Here is a 14,327-nt window from a genome sequence, read left to right on the forward strand (position 1 = left end):
CCCACCACCGGGTCCGGCAACCGCCCGGGGGGTTTGGGGATGTGCGGTACCGGACACCCGCCGCGGGACCGGGGTGGTGGTCCGCGCGGCGGGGGTGCGAGGTCCGGGAGCTACTTCTTCGGGGGCGAAGTGTCACCGTTGACCTCGGCAGACAACCTAGCCACGATCCGGACCGATCCCATCACCGGCCGATCGGTCAAATCCGCAGCAAACCTGAACGAGCCCGGCGATTCCGGGACCGGTGCCCCGAGGCTGCGCTGCGCTTGCAGGGTGCAAGCACCAAGTCCCTGGCTGGTAACGGATCCACACCGCCCTGGGCCGGACTGACTAGGTGGTTCAGATTCGTTCAGAGAACCTCTGGCAGGTTCAAATCCTGAAGGCTTCTCAGGCTTCAATGGCCGTCCGAGGGCCTCGCGCCCTGCCGCTGGACGCGCGTCAAGCCTTGTTGACAGCAGTTCTCCGAAAATTTTTCGGGCGTTGGCGAGACGGCCACAGTTGTTCGACTTCATCACTTCACTTCTTCGACTTGCCCCCGGGCGCAGGCGACCGCCCAGCCGGCGGCCGGCGGGGAGCAGGACCGAGGCCCGACCGGCAAAGGCTGGCAACCGCTGTCGGTGCGGCCCGGGCCGAGATGTGATGGGAGCACCCAGTACGAAGGAGTGCAGATGACCGAGATCCAGGTCCCCCCGGCAGCGCAGGTGCTCGTCGACTTCCAACCCACCAAGGAGTTCTTCGTCGGCATCGACTCCGACGGCTGTGCCATGGATGCCATGGACATCAAGCACCAGGAGTGCTTCACGCCGTGCTACATCAAGTACTTCGACCTGCAGCCCATCTCGACGCTGGCCCGCGAGACCGCGATCTTCGTCAACCTCGGCTCGGTCACCCGCGGCCTGAACCGTTGGCTGGCCCTGCGCCGGCTGCTCGACCTGCTGCGCGACCGCACCGAGGTGGCCGAGCGTGGCGTGGAGATCCCCGAGTACCCCGAGCTGAGCGCCTTCATCGAGTCCGGCTTCCCGCTCTCGGACAAGGGCATCGCCGCCTATGCCGCGGAGCACCCCTCGGAGACCATCGACCGCTGCATCCGGTGGGGCAACGGCGTCAATGCCAGCATCGCCGACATGGTGCACGGCTGCGGCCCCTTCCCCGGGGTGAAGCGCGCCATGGAGGCGATGTACGACCACGTGGACGAGATGACGGTCTCTGCCACCCCGCTGGAGGCGCTGGAGCGCGAGTGGGGCGAGCACGGCCTGGCCCGCTACATGCAGGTGATCGCCGGCCAGGAGATGGGCGGCAAGGCGCAGCACGTGCACTACGCCGCCAAGGGCAAGTACCCCGACGACCAGCACATCATGCTGATCGGCGACGCCCCCGGTGACCGCGACGCCGCCGCCAAGGAGGGCGTGCTCTACTACCCGATCAACCCCGGCCACGAGAAGGAGAGCTGGGCGCGCTTCGTCGACGAGGCGCTGCCCCGCTTCCTGGACGGCAGCTTCGCCGGCGACTACCAGGCCGCACTGATCGCCGAGTTCGAGACCTACCTGCCCGACGAGGTGCCGTGGCAGACCCTCTCCGGCACCACGAAGGTCTCCGCACCGGTCGTCAAGGCCTGAGACCACCCCGACGAAAGGACCCACCCATGCCCCAGCTCGTTGACCTGACGGCCACCCCCTACAACCTCGACCAGGGCCAGATCGACTGGGTCGAGCAGACCATCTCCGCCATGAGCGACGAGGAGAAGGTCGGCCAGCTGTTCACCAACCTGTTCTTCTTCGGCGAGGACGCCTTCAGCGGCAATGCGCTGACAAATGGCGAGATCCTGGCGAAGTACCACATCGGCGGCGCGCGCTACCAGGGCGGCACCGCCCAGCAGGTGCAGGAGCTGATCAACCAGCTGCAAGCCGAGTCGAAGATCCCGCTGCTGGTGGCCGCCAACTGCGACGCCGGCGGCAACGGCGCCTGCAATGACGGCACCTACATCGCCTCCGGCGCCCAGTGCGAGGCCTCCCGCGACCCGCAGGTGGCGCGCGATGCCGGCTACGTCTCCGGCCGCGAGGCCACCGCGCTCGGCGTCACCACGAACTTCGACCCCTGCGTCGACATCCTGTTCAACTGGCGCAACACCATCGTGAACACCCGCGCCTACGGCACCACCGCCGAGGACGTGATCACCTACACCAGCGCCTACATCGAGGGCCTGCGGGAGAGCGAGATCGTCACCTGCATCAAGCACTTCCCCGGCGACGGCACCGAGGAGCGCGACCAGCACCTGGTGCTGGGCGTCAACGAGCTCGACGTCGAGGCTTGGGACCAGAGCTTCGGCAAGGTCTACCGCCACCACATCGACAACGGTGTGGAGATGTTCATGGCCGGCCACATCGCGCTGCCCGAATACCAGAAGAAGCTGGACCCCTCGCTGTCCAATGCCGACATCCTGCCCGCCACCCTGGCCCCCGAGCTGGCCACCGGCCTGCTGAAGGAGCAGCTGGGCTTCAACGGCATGCTGATCACCGACGCCTCCCACATGCTCGGCATGACCGCCGCGATGCAGCGCAAGGACTACGTGCCGCGCGCCATCGCCGCCGGCTGCGACATGTTCCTGTTCTTCAACCAGATCGACGAGGACTGGACCTACATGCTGCAGGGCTACCGCGAGGGCGTCATCACCGAGGAGCGGATGACCGACGCGCTGCGCCGCATCCTGGGCCTGAAGGCCAAGCTGCGGCTGCACGAGAAGCAGGCCGCCGGCACCCTGGCCAAGCGGCCCGAGGAGCTGGAGGTGGTGGGTTGCCCCGAGCACCTCGAGATGCGCCGCCAGGCAGCGGACAAGGGCATCACCCTGGTCAAGAACAGCCTGGACCAGCTGCCCCTCAACCCCACCGACCACAAGCGGATCCGGCTGTACTACGTGGCGGGCGAGAAGGGTGGCCTGTACTCCGGCAACGACGCCACCGTGAAGACCTATGTCGAGGAGCTGACCCGCCGCGGCTACGAGCCCACCGTCCACGAGAACGGCAGCCGGGTGAAGGGCTCCATCGAGCAATTCAAGGCCGAGACCGATGCCGCGCTCTTCATCGCCGAGGTGGTGGGCTACGGAGCCCAGAACAACTATCGGATCCAGTGGAGCACCGCCATGGGCAACGAGATCCCCTGGTATGTGCACGAGGTGCCCACCTTCGCGGTGAGCCACAACTTCACCACCCACCTGCACGACATCACCATGGTCAAGTGCTACGTGAACGCCTATGCCTCCAATCCCGACATCATCGCCGGGGTGCTGGACAAGCTGGAGGGCACGAGCGAGTTCAAGGGCACCGCGAACGACCTGGTCTGGGCCGGCAAGTGGCAGGCGCGGCTGTGAGCTGAGACCTGCGTCGCGGTGGACCCGCGGTAGGCACGAACCAGCGAGGGCCGGGGATCTGTCCGGCCCTCGCTAGGGTGTCAGCATGGAACTGCACCCCTACCGGATCGGCATGCGCACCCGCTTTCGTGGCATCACGGTGCGCGAGGGGCTGGTGCTGCGGGGCGAGGCGGGCTGGGGTGAGTTCAGCCCCTTCCTGGACTACGACGGCGACGAGATCCGGCCCTGGCGTACCGCCGCCCTGGAGGCCGCCGAGCAGGGCTTCCCGGAGCCGGTGCGCGAGGCCGTTCCGGTGAACGTGACCGTGCCGGCCGTCGGGGCGCAGCAGGCCCACCAGGTGGTCCGTGGCAGCGGGTGCAGCACCGCCAAGGTCAAGGTGGCCGAGCCGGGGCAATCGCTGGCCGATGATCTTGCTCGCGTGGAGGCGGTGCGCGACGCCCTGGGGCCCGGCGGGCGGGTGCGGGTGGACGCGAACGGACTGTGGGAGCACGACCAGGCGCTGGCCGCGCTGCGGGAGCTGGCGCGCTTCGAGCTGGAATATGCCGAGCAGCCGGTGGCCACCACCGAGGGCCTGGCGCGGCTGCGTCGTGACCTGGTGCGTCACGGCGTCGACGTGCCGATCGCGGCGGACGAGTCGATCCGTCGCAGCGGGGACCCTGAGCGGGTCAAGCAGTTGGAGGCGGCCGACGTGGCCGTGCTCAAGGTGCAGCCGCTGGGTGGGGTGCGGCGCTGCCTGCAGCTGGCCGATGATCTTGGGATGCCGGTGGTGGTCAGCTCTGCCCTGGAGACCGCGATCGGCATCAGGATGGGGATCGCGCTGGCCGCCGCGCTGCCCGAGCTGCCCTTCGCCTGCGGGCTGAACACGGTGCGGCTGCTGGATGATGATCTTGCCGATCCGCCGCTGGTGGCCATCGACGGGGTGCTGCCGGTGGCCACGGTGGAGCCCTCCGAGACCCAGCTGGCGCGCTACGCGCCGGAGCCCGGACGGGCGGACTTCTGGACCCGTCGGCTGGAGCAGGCGCGATGAGCTCCTGGCTGCTGGCCCTGACCGTCGTGGAGCAACTGCGCCAGACGGGGGTGCGCCGCGTCGTGCTGGCACCCGGCTCGCGCAATGCGCCGCTGTCCATCGCCCTGGAGCGTGCCTCGCGGGCCGGGGAGGTGGAGCTGCACGTGCGCATCGACGAGCGGTCGGCCGGCTTCCTCGCCCTCGGCATGGCCAAGGCGAGCGGTGATCCGGTGGCGGTGGTGACCACCTCGGGCACCGCGGTGGCCAACCTGGCGCCCGCCGTGATGGAGGCCAACCATGCCGGCGTCGGCCTGCTGCTGCTCACCGCGGACCGCCCGGTGTCCATGATCAACTCCGGGGCCAACCAGACCGCAGACCAGGCCGGCCTGTTCGGCAACCAGGTGCGTGCGGCGGTGCGGCTCAGCTCGCGCACCGGCGATGTCGCGGCCTGGCGCTTCCAGCTGCGCCATGCGGTGGTGGCCGCCCAGGGAGTGCGCTCGCGCCAGCCCGGCCCGGTGCAGGTGAACCTGGCCTTCGACGAGCCGCTGATGCCCACCGACGAGCAGCTGGACCGGCCGCCGTCCTGGCAGGTGGACGCCTCGCTGCCCTCGCCGCCGGTACGGCTGCCCGCGGGCCCGCGCACCGTCGTGCTGGCCGGCGACGCCCCGCCGGCGCTGGGCCGCCGGGCCCACCAGGTGGCCGAGGCAGCCGGGGTGCCGCTGCTGGCCGAGCCCTCCAGCAATGCCCGTTTCGGCCGCGCGATCAGCAGCTACCGGCTGCTGCTGGGCAAGCAGGAGCTGGGCGGTGAGATCGAGCGGGTGGTGGTCTTCGGCCACCCGACGCTCTCACGCCCGGTGACCCAGCTGCTGCGGCGTCGTGACGTCGAGGTGGTGGTGGTCAGCGGCCGGGCCGGCTGGGCCGACCCCGGCTTCAGCGTGCAGCGGGTGGTCGACGACGTGGAGCTGGAGCCGGTCGACGAGCCGCAGCGCCACTGGTTCCACCGCTGGCTCACCGCGGACCTGGACCTGCAGACCCGCATCGAGCTGGCCGAGCGGCCGGAGAACCGTTTCGACGAGCCGCCGCTCAGCGGCCACGCCGTGGCACGGGCCGTGGTGCGCGCCACCGCCGGCGGTCAGCTGGTGCTGGGTTCCTCGAACCCGGTGCGTGACGCGGACCTGGCGCCCACCGATCCGCAGCTCGCGCCCGCCACCGTCTGGGCCAACCGCGGCCTGGCCGGCATCGACGGGGTGGTGAGCACCGCCGCCGGCGTCGCCCTGGCCACCGGTGAGCCCACCACCTGCCTGCTGGGTGACCTCACCTTCCTGCACGACGCGGGCGGGCTGTGGCTGGGCACGCTGGAGCAGGCGGCACGGCTGCGCCTGGTGGTGGTGGACGATCGGGGCGGCAGTATCTTCCACACCCTGGAGCAGGGTGGTGAGGCGCACGCCGAGAGCTTCGAGCGCGTCTTCGGCACCCCGCACGCTGCCGACATCGCCGGGCTGGGTGCGGCCCACGGCTGGCAGGTGGCGCAGGTGGAGCTGGCCGACGAGCTGCGCGGCCGGCTCGCGGTCCCGCCGCGCGGCCCGGAGGTCCTGGTGGTGCGGGTCAGCCGCACCGACCGTCGCGCCTGGGCCCAGCGGCACGCCGCGCTCTGAGCCGCCGGGCAGCCCCCAGGGCCGCGCAGCCCTCAGGCCTGGGCCTCGGGCTCCTCGTCGGAGGCCAGTTCCAGACTGCGCAGCCAGGCGCGCAGGTGGTGGGTGGCCCGCACGTCGTCCTCGTTGTACTCCAGCACCCGCACCCGGGCCTCGTCGCGCTCGGCCTGGGTGGGGGAGTGCACGGCGTCGACGAACCACTTCTGCGAGTTCAGGCCGCCCGGGTCGTCGTCGCGCCACTCGAAGCCGGGCCCGGATCGGGCCACCACCTTCAGACCCAGCCCGAAGGTGCCGAAGAAGTGCTCCTTGACCAGCGTGAACATGTCCACGAAGCGCTCGCGCACCCGGTTCGCGGCGGCCACCACCTCGGGCTCCTGGCTGCGTCGGGCCAGCCGCAGCAGGTGGACCACCTCGTAGTCGGAGTAGTGGTAGACGAAGCTGTCCGGGCGGGCCTGCAGCAGCTCGTCCAGCCAGCCGATCGCCTCGGCGGCCAGTGCCACCTCGCCGGCATTGTCCAGGTCCTCGAAGCGGGCGAAGGCGCGGTAGACCGGCTCGGTGCCGGCCTCGCGGTCGTGCAGCAGGAAGCCCCACAGGTAGACCCGGTCCCCGGCGGAGGTCTCGATGTCGAAGTCGATCTCCAGGCCGGCATCGGGCAGGTCGATGGGATCGCCGGTGAGGCGCTCCAGCTCCACGCCGGCCAGCATCAGCGAGGCGCGGCGTGTGGCCAGCCGCAGCCGGGAGTCGGCGCCGGAGCGGTGGCGCACCTCCGGCAGGTAGCTGGTCATCAGCTCCTCGACGTCGGCATGGGCCAGGTCGGCAAGGGTGTTGACGCCGTGGCTGCGCAGCACGCTGATCTCGCGCACGTCCAGGGGGCTCTTGCTGATCCGCAGGCTCAGGTCGTCCTCGCCCAGCTGTGGCTTGCAGACCTCCCACCAGACGCAGTGGTCGCACTCGCGCACCACGATCGGCGCCACCATCGGGCGTGGGTCGTCGGCCCCACCGGTGCGCTGCTGGGCCACCTGGGCCACCTTGAGCCGGAAGCCGAACTCGTGGTCGTAGCGCTCCAGGGCGCTGCGCTGCTTCCATCCGGTGGCTGCCGTGCGGGAGAAGGTGCGGATGAACTTGCGGGTCAGCTCCACCCAGCTGATCACCGGCTCGGAGGAGCCCTTGAGGCTGTCGGTGCCGATCACGCCGGCCGTCGGCACACCCCCGGCCTCGAGGCCGGCGGCCTCCAGCACGCGCCAGTAGTGGGCCATCTGGAGCAGGTCGCCCTCACGCGAGGGCTTGAAGCTCATCCCGGGCACCTCGAAGCGTCGCGTCGGGCTGGCGAGTCGGCTGAAACTGGCGGCCTGGTCCGGCTGGTTGTTCATCTCGACGACGCGGTGCCGCTTCACCTCCACCGGCAGGTAGCCGGGACGGCCGTCGGCGCGGTCCGCTCCGCGCACCAGCAGGTCCGGGGCGCCGATCCGGTGGCCTGCCAGGTCCACCGGCAACCGAGGTCCCACGACCACGCGCCGTCCCTCGGCCAGAGCAGCCAGGGTTCGCTGCACCCGGGTCTCGGAGTCCGCCTCGTCGTCGCGCAGGTCCACCACGTCGGTGCCGTGGGCCACCTGGCGCAGCATCTCGTCCTCGTGGGCCTTGCTGCCCGCGAAGATCTCCTGCAGCGCCTCGTCGGGCTCGCTCGGCTGCGCCACCACGGTGGGGTCGTGGCGGTTCTGCGTCTTGACCGGGCAGGAGCGTGCGGCGTAGGGGTCCAGGAGGATCATGGGCGTGCGGTGCCTCAGGCCTTCCAGCCGCGGTGCAGGGCGACGATGCCGTGGCTCAGGTTGCGATAGCCGACGGCCTTCCAGCCGGCCTGCTCCATCAGCTCGGCCAGCTCGGCCTGGGAGGGCCAGGCCAGGATCGACTCGAAGAGGTACTCGTAGGCGGCGGGGTTGGAGGAGAAGCGGGTCAGCAGCGGAATGGCGCGGGGCAGCCACTGCTCGTAGACCAGGCCGAAGGCCGGGTTGGTGACGCGGCTGAACTCGCAGATCACCACCTGGCCACCGGGCTTGGTGACGCGGCGCATCTCGGTGAGCGCGCCCAGGGTGTCCTCCACGTTGCGCAGCCCGTAGCTGATGGTGACCGTGTCGAAGGTGTCGTCGGCATAGGGCAGCTGCAGGGCATCGCCGGCCACGAACTGCAGGCCGGGCTCGCGCTCCCGGCCCACCCGCAGCATGCCCAGGCTCAGGTCGGTGGGGAAGACCTCGGCGCCGCGCGCCGCGAAGGTGGCCGCGGAGGTGCCGGTGCCGCCGGCCAGGTCCAGCACCAGCTGGCCCGGGCGCGGGTCGACGGCCTCGACGGTGTCGCGTCGCCACTGGCGCTGCAGGCCGAAGGTCATCACGTCGTTCATCAGGTCGTAGCGCTGGGCCACGCCGTCGAACATCTGGGCGACGTCGGAGCGTCGCTTGGCAAGGGTGGCACGGGTCTCGAACACCCCGTCAGTTTTCCACATCCGCACACCTGCCGACGCGCGGCCCGGCGCGCGCCGTCGGTGGTGGCGCGCGTCGCTTCGCCGGTGGGGGACAATGGGGACCATGGCCAAGCGCAAGACCGTCCTGCAGGTGAGCGGACTCACCAAGTCCTACGGCGAGCACGTCATCGTCGACGACTTCAACCTCACCGTCTCCGAGGGCGAGGCGGTCGCCCTGACGGGACGCAACGGAGCCGGCAAGTCCACCGTGCTGCGCTGCGTCATCGGCGCCGACCGCCCCACCGAGGGCACGATCGAGGTCTGCGGCATGCCGATGAACGAGATCAACCCCGAGGTCCGCCGCAACGTGGCCACCGTGATCGACGACCTGGACTTCTTCCCCGACCTGTCGGTGGTCGAGCACCTCGACCTGTTGGCCCGGGCCCATGGCCTGGCCGATCCCGATGCGCTGGTCGACGAGGTGCTGGACGAGGTGCAGCTGGTGCCGCAGGCCGCCCAGCTGCCCGGCACGCTGAGCTCCGGCCAGCGCCGCCGCCTGGCCCTGGCCACCGCCTTCGTGCGGCCCCGCAAGCTGCTGGTGCTCGACGAGCCGGAGCAGCGGCTCGACGTGGAGGGCATCGCCTGGCTGGGGCGCCGGCTGCGACGCGAGATGGACGAGGGCCTGGCCATCGTGATGGCCTCCCACGAGCCCAGCCTGGTGGCGGCGCTCGGAGCCCGTTCCGTCGAGCTGGGAGGCCCGCGCGGTGAGTGAGCAGGGCACCGTCGTGGAGACCGCCGAACCGCTGGCCAGCGAGTACGCGGCCGACGAGAAGCAGCTGCGGCTGCTGATGAAGGACTGGCGCCAGGGCCGCGCCACCCGCAACCTGCGCCAGGCGCTCTCCGACGCCTACGTGATGGTCTTCGCCCTCGTGATGGTCGGCGCCATGGTGGCCAATGTGCTCATCCGGGCGCAGCAGACCGCCGGTGAGTGCGACACCTTGGCCTGCACCTCCGCTCGGGGGCTGCTGCCCTGGGCCGCCCTGTTCGGCGTGCTGGGCGGTGCGCTGGCCCTGTGCCGGATGTTCGGTCCGGTGCTGGCCTCCGCTGCCGAGGGCTTCTGGCTGATGGACGCCCCGATCGAGCGCGCCCGGCTGCTGCGCGGCCGCCTCACCCTGGCGCTCGGCCTGGCGCTGGCCGCCGGTGGCGTGCTGGGTGGCCTGGTGGCGGCGCTCACCGGCTCCCCGGGCCTCGACGTGGTCGCCTGGGTGGTGGCCACCGCCCTGGGCGCCGCCGGCATCGTGGCCTTCGCCGCGGCCGAGCAGGGCGCCGAGCGCACCCTGCCGGTGCGCCTGCTGCAGGGCCTGGCCTGGCTGGCCGCCATGGCCACCATGCTGGCCGTGGTGGCCACGGCCACCGGACGCCTGCACCTGGACATCTCCGCCAGCCGCACGGCCCAGCTGGCCGGTCTGGTGGGGGCGCTCGGGACGGTCCTGCTGCTGGCGGGCGGTCTGCTCGCCCGCACCCGGCTCAATGCCATTCGACGGGCCCGGCTGCTCTCCGGCGGCTCGCTGGCCGCCGGCATGCAGGGCGCCATGTTCGCCCTCGACTTCGGTCTGATGCGCGACATCCTGGTGGAGCGCGAGGCGATGGCGCGCGGCAGCGTGCGCCCAACCCGTGGCCGGGGTCATGGCACCACGGCGCTGGTCTGGCGCGACCTGCAGCGCCTGGTGCGCTTCCCGCGCCCTCTGCTCCTGCTGCTGGCCAGCGTGCTGGTGCCCTACTCGGTCCAGGCGCTGGGGCTGGGCACGCTGAACGTCGCCATCTCCGCCCTGGTGCTGCTGGCCGCGCTGATCCCGCTCTTCGGCAGTCTGCGCGTACTTTCCCGCACCAAGGGCCTGGCCCGTTGCCTGCCGATGAGCACCTCCGAGATCCGCACCGCGGCCACCATCGTGCCGAGCGTCCTGGCGCTGCTCTGGTGGATCGCCGTCACGCCCGCCTTCATGGGGGTTGGCACCGAGGTGCGCCGCAGCTTCGCGCAGGGTTCCATGGTGGCGCTGGCCTGCACCGCCGCCGGCCTGGTGGGCGCGGTGCGCTGGGTCAGCGCCAAGCCGGCCGACTACTCCTCGCCCATGGTCTCCACCAGTGCTGGCGCGCTGCCGCCCGGCCTGGCCATGAACCTGGTGCGCGGCTTCGACATGGTGGCGCTGATCACCCTCCCGGTGGTCTTCGGGCTCAGCCCGTGGTTCTCGCTGGTGATCGCCGCCGTCGCCTTCTCGATCCTGCGGATGGGGGGCATGGATCCCGAGGCGCTGCAGGCGCAGCGCGAGGAGCAGCAGCGCCTGCTGGAGGAGGCGCGAGGTGGCAAGAAGCCGGCCGGCGCCCCGCAGAAGCGGCCCGCCCAGCAGGCCGGCGCCAAGCAGTCCCCGGGCGGGCAGGCGAAGGGCAGCCAGCCCCAGGGCAAGAAGGTGGTGCAGCGCAAGGGAGGCGCCACCCGCGCGCCGCGCAAGAAGTAGCGAACCCGGGCTGCCCACGGGTCGAGGGGCGGTCAGCAGGCCGCCCGGCCCGGCTCAGTCGCCCAGCAGTGCCTGGCGCATCGGGGCGAACTTGGCCTCGGTCTCGGTGAGTTCCTCCTCGGGTACCGAGTCGCGCACGATCCCGCACCCGGCGAAGAGCTGCATCCGGTGCTCGTCGGTGACATCCAGCTGACCACCCCGCAGGGCGATCGCCCACTCGCCGTCACCGGCCGTGTCGATCCAGCCCACCGGGCCCGCATAGTGGCCGCGGTCCAGATCCTCCAGCTCGGCGATCAGCTCGCGGGCCACGGGGGTGGGGGTGCCGCAGACCGCCGCCGAGGGGTGCAGGGCCGAGGCCAGGGCCAGGCTCGAGGTGCCGGGGCGCACCACGCCGGTGATGTCGGTGGCCAGGTGCAGCACATTGGGCAGCTCCAGCACGAAGGGGGAGTCCGGGACGTTCATGCCGGTGCAGAAGGGCTCCAGCGCCTGGGTCACGCTCTCCACGGCGAACTCGTGCTCGCGCATGTCCTTGGCCGAGCCGGTCAGCACGCTGGCCAGCTCGCTGGCATCGGCGGCCTCCGGACGTCGAACCGTGCCGGCCAGCACCCGGGAGGCAGCCAGGCCGCCCTCGGTGCGCACCAGCATCTCCGGCGAGGCGCCCACCATCTGGTCCACCAAGTAGGTCCAGCAGTCGCGATAGCGGTTGACCAGCTGCAGCACCAGCCAGCGCGGGTCCAGCGGCAGCTCGGTGCGGGCCACCAGCTCGCGCGCCAGCACCACCTTGTCCACCTGGCCGGCCCGGATCAGCGCCACCAGCTCGGCGACGGTCTTCTCCCACTGCTCGGCACCCTGGCTGCCCTCCACCAGCTCCACGCGGCCCGGGGCCTGTGGCTCGCCCTGCAGCTCGGGCATCTGGTCGACCACCTCGCCGGTGCCGATCCGGGTCATCCAGCACTGGCCGCGTCGCCGCCCCAGCACCACCTCGGGCACCACCAGGGTGGACAGCTCGCCGGAGTGGTCGGGATCGAAGGTGAACGATCCGAAGGCGATCGGGCCGGTGCCGGAGACTCCCCACAGCTCGGTCTCGTTCTCGATCGACTGGGAGAACTCGCCCCACCAGACGTCGGCGGCCTGCGGGGTGTCACCGCTGAAGCGGGCCACCTCGCCCAGCCCGATCACGCCGTCGCCGCGACGCAGGAAGGCCTGCGACTGGCCGGGGACCAGGAAGCGTTCCAGGTTGCCCGGGTCGTCGATGGCGACGGTGCGGGCGTGCAGGCGCTCGGAGCCGGGGTTGACGATCACCTGCCCATGCTAGCCAGCGGCCGACCCAGCGTTGAAATGGACCTAATTGGGAAACTTTTTCCTTGTCTAATTCGAGGTCATTTCTCCTTGTCGTACGGCGAAAAGCGGGCCTGCAGGTCCATGCGGGGCGTCATTTGGGTTCCACTGCCGGAATGGGCCTAGACTCAGCTCCGAAGACCCCCCGCCACCTGTCGCAGTGCGCCAACCGGTCACTGGTCCGGGGGTTCTCATGGATCAGGGGTGAGGATGTCGCAGACTGAGCAGCCCGGCATGGCCACGAGGCCCGGCCGGCCGGTCGACGCCACCCGGTCCGAGGCCGCACCGTCGGCATCCGAGCGCAGCTTCGACGTCGTCGTCGTGGGCGCCGGCCCCGGCGGCTCGGCCACCGCGGCCCACCTGGCACGCCGTGGCCTGTCCGTCGCCCTGCTGGAGAAGGCCACCTTCCCGCGGGACAAGATCTGCGGCGACGGGCTCACCCCGCGCGCGGTGCGCGCCCTGGTCAAGCTGGGCGTGGACATCAGCGAGGCCAACGGCTTCCACCGCAACGAGGGCCTGCGGATCTACGGCGGCGAGCTGAGTCAAGCCTCCGGCAAGGACCTGTTCATGGCCTGGCCCGAGCTCACCGACTTCCCCAACTTCGGGCTCACCTGCGCCCGGATGGAGCTGGACGAGAAGCTGGCTCGCCATGCTGCCTCGCTGGGCGTCGAGCTGGTGGAGGGTGCCGCCGTCAACGGTCCGGTGCTCGACGAGCAGGGCGATCGGATCATCGGGGTCACCACCAAGGACGGCCGTCGGTGGATGGCTCCGGTGGTGGTGGCCGCCGACGGCGTCAGCTCCCGGCTGGGCGTGGCGATGGGCGTGCAGAAGCTCGACGAGCGCCCGATGGGCGTCGCGGTGCGCGCCTACTACCGCAGCCCGCGCGGCGAGGACGACTTCATGGAGTCCTGGCTGGAGCTGTGGGACGGCGAGCCCCACTCCTCCGACGTGCTGCCCGGCTACGGCTGGATCTTCCCGATGGGCAACGGCGTGGTCAACGTCGGCCTCGGCATGCTCAGCACCTCCGACGCTTTCCAGACCACCGACTACAAGGAGCTCATGAAGCGCTGGCTGGACGCCACGCCGACGGAGTGGGGCCTGCGCGAGGGGAACCGGATCGGTGCGATCCGCGGCGCCGCGCTGCCGATGGGCTTCGACCGCAAGCCCGCCTACGCCCGTGGCCTGCTGCTGGTGGGCGACGCCGGCGGCATGGTGAACCCGTTCAACGGTGAGGGCATCGACTACGCGCTGGAGGCCGCCGAGCTGGCGGCCGACGCGATCGCCGAGGCCCATGCCCGGGGCATCGGCAGCCCTGCGGCCGAGCGCGCGCTGGAGGGCTATGCCAGCCACCTCAAGCGCTCCTTCGGGGGCTACTTCCGGCTGGGGCACATCTTTGCCAAGCTGATCGGCAACCCCCACGTGATGCACGTGTGCATCAGGTACGGGCTGCCCCGCAAGCGGCTGATGAGGTTGGTGCACAAGCTGCTCGCCAACCTCACCGACCAGCGGGGTGGGGACCTGGACGACCACATCATCAACACGCTGACCAGGGTGGTGCCCAAGGCATGAGCGCGCACCGTCTCCTGACAGCTTCGAACCACGCACTCCCGAGGAAGGGCCAACGGCCATGAATCCCTACATCGCGATCGCCGGCCTGGCAGGTCTGGGCGCCGTCTTCGTCCTGGTGATGGTGGCGCTGAACCTGCTCTTCAGCCCGACCCGGAAGAACCGTGCCAAGCACGAGACATACGAGTGCGGCATCGACCCCACCCCGCAGGCGCAGGGCGGCGGCCGCTTCCCGGTGAAGTACTACGTGATCGCGATGCTCTACATCATCTTCGACATCGAGATCGTCTTCCTCTACCCGTGGGCCGTCAGCTTCAACCAGCTGGGCCTGTTCGCGGTGGTGGAGATGCTGCTGTTCATGCTGACCATCTTCATCGCCTACATCTACGTCTACCGCCGCGGCGGCCTCGACTGGGACTGAGTCCCCAGCAGATCGAAG

General features: G+C 70.8%; 10 protein-coding genes and 1 pseudogene. 8 read left to right on the forward strand and 3 right to left on the reverse strand.

Translation table 11 applies throughout. From position 1 onward, the window contains the following. Window positions 1–665: 665 nt before the first annotated feature. The 4 genes from ABD073_RS06575 (at window position 666) to menD (ending at window position 6,022) form a co-directional block, all read left to right on the forward strand. On the forward strand, window positions 666–1,613 hold the full coding sequence (locus ABD073_RS06575) for an HAD family hydrolase (protein WP_343873182.1): 948 nt from the start codon (window positions 666–668) through the stop codon (window positions 1,611–1,613). Between the two features lie 26 nt (window positions 1,614–1,639). Continuing rightward, entirely contained in the window at window positions 1,640–3,361 is a 1,722-nt protein-coding gene (locus ABD073_RS06580) for a glycoside hydrolase family 3 protein (RefSeq protein ID WP_343873184.1), read from the forward strand. An 85-nt stretch (window positions 3,362–3,446) separates the two neighbouring features. Continuing rightward, window positions 3,447–4,388 carry an o-succinylbenzoate synthase gene (locus tag ABD073_RS06585; protein WP_343873185.1) on the forward strand — a complete coding sequence of 314 codons (942 nt, stop codon included), beginning with the start codon at window positions 3,447–3,449 and terminating at the stop codon, window positions 4,386–4,388. Further along, window positions 4,385–6,022, forward strand: coding sequence for a 2-succinyl-5-enolpyruvyl-6-hydroxy-3-cyclohexene-1-carboxylic-acid synthase (menD, locus tag ABD073_RS06590; RefSeq protein WP_343873186.1), 1,638 nt, complete (start codon window positions 4,385–4,387; stop codon window positions 6,020–6,022). Before ABD073_RS06585 ends, menD begins: the two co-directional genes overlap by 4 nt. Before the next feature lie 32 nt (window positions 6,023–6,054). Here menD and ABD073_RS06595 read toward each other — a convergent pair whose 3' ends face one another. Continuing rightward, the gene (locus tag ABD073_RS06595; protein ID WP_343873188.1) at window positions 6,055–7,785 is read right to left on the reverse strand and encodes a TM0106 family RecB-like putative nuclease; all 1,731 of its coding nucleotides are present in this window, start codon (window positions 7,783–7,785) and stop codon (window positions 6,055–6,057) included. Between the two features lie 14 nt (window positions 7,786–7,799). Continuing rightward, on the reverse strand, window positions 7,800–8,513 hold the full coding sequence (locus ABD073_RS06600) for a demethylmenaquinone methyltransferase (protein WP_343873189.1): 714 nt from the start codon (window positions 8,511–8,513) through the stop codon (window positions 7,800–7,802). 73 nt (window positions 8,514–8,586) lie between these two features. On the opposite strand from ABD073_RS06600, the gene ABD073_RS06605 reads away from it, so the two are divergent. Both ABD073_RS06605 and ABD073_RS06610 read left to right on the forward strand, forming a co-directional pair. Next, window positions 8,587–9,243: an ABC transporter ATP-binding protein gene (locus tag ABD073_RS06605; RefSeq protein WP_343873190.1), complete on the forward strand. Its 657-nt coding sequence runs from the start codon at window positions 8,587–8,589 to the stop codon at window positions 9,241–9,243. 76 nt (window positions 9,244–9,319) lie between these two features. Continuing rightward, window positions 9,320–10,861: pseudogene (locus ABD073_RS06610) on the forward strand (DUF6297 family protein); the annotation flags it as partial. A gap of 177 nt (window positions 10,862–11,038) precedes the next feature. On the opposite strand, the gene ABD073_RS06615 reads toward ABD073_RS06610, so the two are convergent. Next, window positions 11,039–12,286 (reverse strand): isochorismate synthase, encoded by a 1,248-nt coding sequence (locus ABD073_RS06615; RefSeq protein ID WP_343873191.1) that lies wholly within the window; start codon window positions 12,284–12,286, stop codon window positions 11,039–11,041. Between the two features lie 270 nt (window positions 12,287–12,556). Between ABD073_RS06615 and ABD073_RS06620 the strand changes: the two genes are divergently transcribed. Further along, on the forward strand, window positions 12,557–13,891 hold the full coding sequence (locus ABD073_RS06620; protein WP_386751704.1) for a geranylgeranyl reductase family protein: 1,335 nt from the start codon (window positions 12,557–12,559) through the stop codon (window positions 13,889–13,891). A gap of 58 nt (window positions 13,892–13,949) precedes the next feature. Continuing rightward, the gene (locus tag ABD073_RS06625; protein WP_343873194.1) at window positions 13,950–14,309 is read left to right on the forward strand and encodes an NADH-quinone oxidoreductase subunit A; all 360 of its coding nucleotides are present in this window, start codon (window positions 13,950–13,952) and stop codon (window positions 14,307–14,309) included. Window positions 14,310–14,327: the final 18 nt, after the last annotated feature.

Origin of the sequence: Luteococcus peritonei, from assembly GCF_039526385.1 — a bacterium.
GTDB lineage: Bacteria > Actinomycetota > Actinomycetes > Propionibacteriales > Propionibacteriaceae > Luteococcus > Luteococcus peritonei.